The organism is Pseudomonas sp. PA-4-8C, assembly GCF_021606625.1.
GTDB lineage: Bacteria > Pseudomonadota > Gammaproteobacteria > Pseudomonadales > Pseudomonadaceae > Aquipseudomonas > Aquipseudomonas lactis.
In genome coordinates, this window is sequence record NZ_WKCD01000449.1 from 1 (window position 1) to 2,538 (window position 2,538).

Annotated in this window: 1 protein-coding gene and 1 rRNA gene; both read right to left on the reverse strand. The window is 59.6% G+C overall.

All coding sequences use genetic code 11. From position 1 onward, the window contains the following. Positions 1-2,108: exodeoxyribonuclease V subunit gamma (gene recC / locus GIW04_RS29750; protein WP_236479538.1), on the reverse strand; the 2,108-nt coding region annotated here is incomplete at its 3' end. A gap of 160 nt (positions 2,109-2,268) precedes the next feature. Further along, positions 2,269-2,384: ribosomal RNA gene (rrf, locus tag GIW04_RS29755) — 5S ribosomal RNA — on the reverse strand. Positions 2,385-2,538 lie beyond the last annotated feature (154 nt).

The window sequence follows — 2,538 nt, forward strand, 5'->3', positions numbered from 1 at the left end:
GGGTAATCGCCGTCGTTCATGCCCAGCAGGCAAACCAACTTGAACGGGATCGCACGCATGGGCATCAGCGTACAGAAATTGACCGCCCCCGCCAGGAAGCGCTGGGACAGGCGCCCCTGATCCAATCCGGCCAACCATGCCTCACGCACGACCGTAAGGGGTAACTCGTCTTGCAGACCAACGGACTCGCAGGTTTCCAGCCAGGTTTCTCTTAATTGTTCGAGCTGTCCCAGCAGATAGTCATCGTGCTCGCTGCTGGGCAGGAAAAACAGCTGCATCAAGCGTTGTAGACGCTCGCCCCAGGCCTGTGGGGAGGCGGGTTCTGATAACGCCTGATGGGCATCGTTCAAGGCATCGAGCAAGGCGACCAGCGGGCCGATCAAGGCCGCATCGAGGCCACCGATTTCGTCATACGGCTCGATACCGCCGCAGGCCGAGCCAGTGCCGACGGCATAGCCCAGCAGCATACGGCGCAGGCCGAATCGCCAACTGTTTTGCTCCAGCTCCGTGGGCAGGCCTAAACCGGCGCGTTGCTCGGCGTTCAGGCCCCAGCGGATGCCGGCGCCTTCGATCCAGCGATGCAAGGTGGGCAGATCACGCTCTTTGATGGCGAAGCGTTCGCGCAGGGCCGGGACGTCGAGCAGGTCGAGGATTTCGCTGACGGGGAAGCGGCTGTCGGGGAGTTTGAGCAGGTGCTCCACAGCAATCAACAGCGGGTCGCGACCACGTTGGCCTTGGTCTGTAAGGGTGAAGGGGATGAAGCGTGGGTCATGGCGTTCGAGCTGGCCGAAGACCGCGCGAATGTGCGGCGCGTAGCTGTCGACGTCGGGGACCATGACGATGATGTCCCGAGGGCGCAGTGTGGGGTCGGCGCTGAAGCGATGAAGTAATTGGTCGTGGAGGATTTCCACTTCGCGTTGGGCGCTGTGGGCGATATGGAAACGGATCGACGTATCGCGTTGCAAGTCGACAGCGGGCCAGAGCTCACGGGTTTCATTCAACGGGCGCAGTTCGAGGATATCGTCCTGGAGTTGGTTGAGGAGCGTGGTGGGTTCGCTGTCGCTGAACAGGTCAATACGGCCGTCGCGAAATGCGGCGCGGTAGCTGTTGGGGTCATCGTAGCTGTCCAGCAGACTGATGTAATCACGGCCCTGCTTGCCCCAGGCAGCGAGCAGCGGATGGGCGTGCTGGTGCAAAGTTTGTGGGTCGATAGTGACGGGCATGCCCGTTTTGCGCGCCTGGCGTTTGTATTCGTTACGCAGCAAGTCCTTGTCGGCGACGATGTCCGACCAATGATGGCGGCAGGGGTTATGCACGCAGAGCAGGACTTGGCTGAAACGAGCCAAGCCCGCCAAGGCTTCCAGCGCCTGGGCCGGCAGCGATGAGATGCCGAAGACAATCACCCGGGGAGGCAAGCCGGGAGGTGCTTGTTCAAGGCTGTTGATGCGCTCGATGAAGCGCTGATGAACGCCGGCCCGGCTTTCGGCCATGCCTGCTTCACCTACATCCAACAGCAGCGCGCGCCATAGCTCGGCTTGCCAGCAGTTGGCTGGGTTGAGCGGTTTGGAATCGCCTCGACCATTGCGCAGTTGGTGCCGGCCTGCGGCCCAGTCTTCCAGCCAGTCAGCACGGTAAACCTGGTATTGGTCGAACAAGTCAGCCAGGCGCTCGGCGAGTTGGTAGCGTTTGCGCAGGTCGGTGTCTTGCGTCAGGAAGCGTTGCAGCGGCTCGAAGTGCGGTTGGTCGATCAACTCGGGTAACAGGCGCATGAGGCGCCAGGTCAGCGGGGCTTTATCAAGCAGGGACTTGGGCGGGATCTCATCACGGCCCAAGACCATGCGATAAAGCTGCCACATAAAGCTGCCAGGCAGTTGCACGTCGATAGCTGCGGCAATGCCACAGCCGCCCATATCATCGGCTTGCGGGTCTTCGGCCAAGGCCAGCTTGAGCCACTGGGCAATGCCGTTGCTTTGTACCAGGGCGATTTCGTTTTCCAAAGGTGCCAGCGGGTAACGGCGCATCCAACTGACCACCAGGCTTCGCAGCTCGTCCAGGCGGTTGCCATGAACCACCATGAATCCAGGGCTGAGGGACGTCGCGTCCGGCATAACGGCTTCCTTGGGAAAAGCAAAATCGAGGGATGGACTTTAGCACTGTGGTGCACGGGGCGGACACAGGACGAACAAGTGTACGGGGACAAGGTGGACACTTTTCGAGCGCCCAAAACAAAACCCCAACTGCTTTCGCAATTGGGGTTTCGGAATTTAATCTTGACGATGACCTACTCTCACATGGGGAAACCCCACACTACCATCGGCGATACATCGTTTCACTGCTGAGTTCGGGATGGGATCAGGTGGTTCCAATGCTCTATGGTCGTCAAGAAATTCGGGTACTGAGTCGTGACCAGATGGCCTCGCTTCAGCAAATTGGGTAGGTGATAGATCTCGGTGTTTTGTGAGCGTCGAACTTTCGGTTCATCTTCGTCTTCACACACCGCAATCTGATGCTCTTTCGAGTAGTCAAATTGCTTGGGTG